This is a genomic window from Monashia sp. HAY1-2A (assembly GCF_056755315.1).
This window is the reverse complement of sequence record NZ_JBNDHY010000332.1, coordinates 1-414: the sequence shown is the minus strand read 5'-3', so window position 1 is coordinate 414 and position 414 is coordinate 1. Positions and strand designations below refer to the sequence as shown.

The 414-nt window shown below is 46.4% G+C and carries 1 protein-coding gene; it reads left to right on the top strand.

Features of this window, described 5'->3' with window-relative positions:
- On the top strand, positions 1-414 hold a 414-nt coding region (locus tag ACPYOM_RS22165), incomplete at both ends, for an ROK family protein (protein WP_481347613.1).

Below are 414 nucleotides of genomic sequence, written 5' to 3'. Positions count from 1 at the left end.
TATCCGAACAGATGCCTATCCTACCGTAGAAGAATATATTGACGCTTTATACGAGGCTGTTCATCCGCTGATCGAAAGCCACGGAAAAGAAAAGAACTTTGATGGTATAGGAGTAGGCGCTCCAAATGCCAACTACTATACGGGAACCATAGAGCAGGCTCCCAATCTTCCCTGGAAAGGAGTTATTCCTTTTGCGAATCTGATAAAAGCCAAATTCGGGCTGCCTTGTACCATAACGAACGATGCCAATGCTGCGGCCATAGGAGAAATGCTTTTCGGAGCAGCAAGAGGCATGAAGGATTTTATCATGATCACCCTCGGAACTGGCGTGGGAAGTGGTATTGTTGCCGGTGGTAAATTGATCTACGGACATGACGGATTCGCAGGAGAGTTAGGACATACCATTGTAAAACC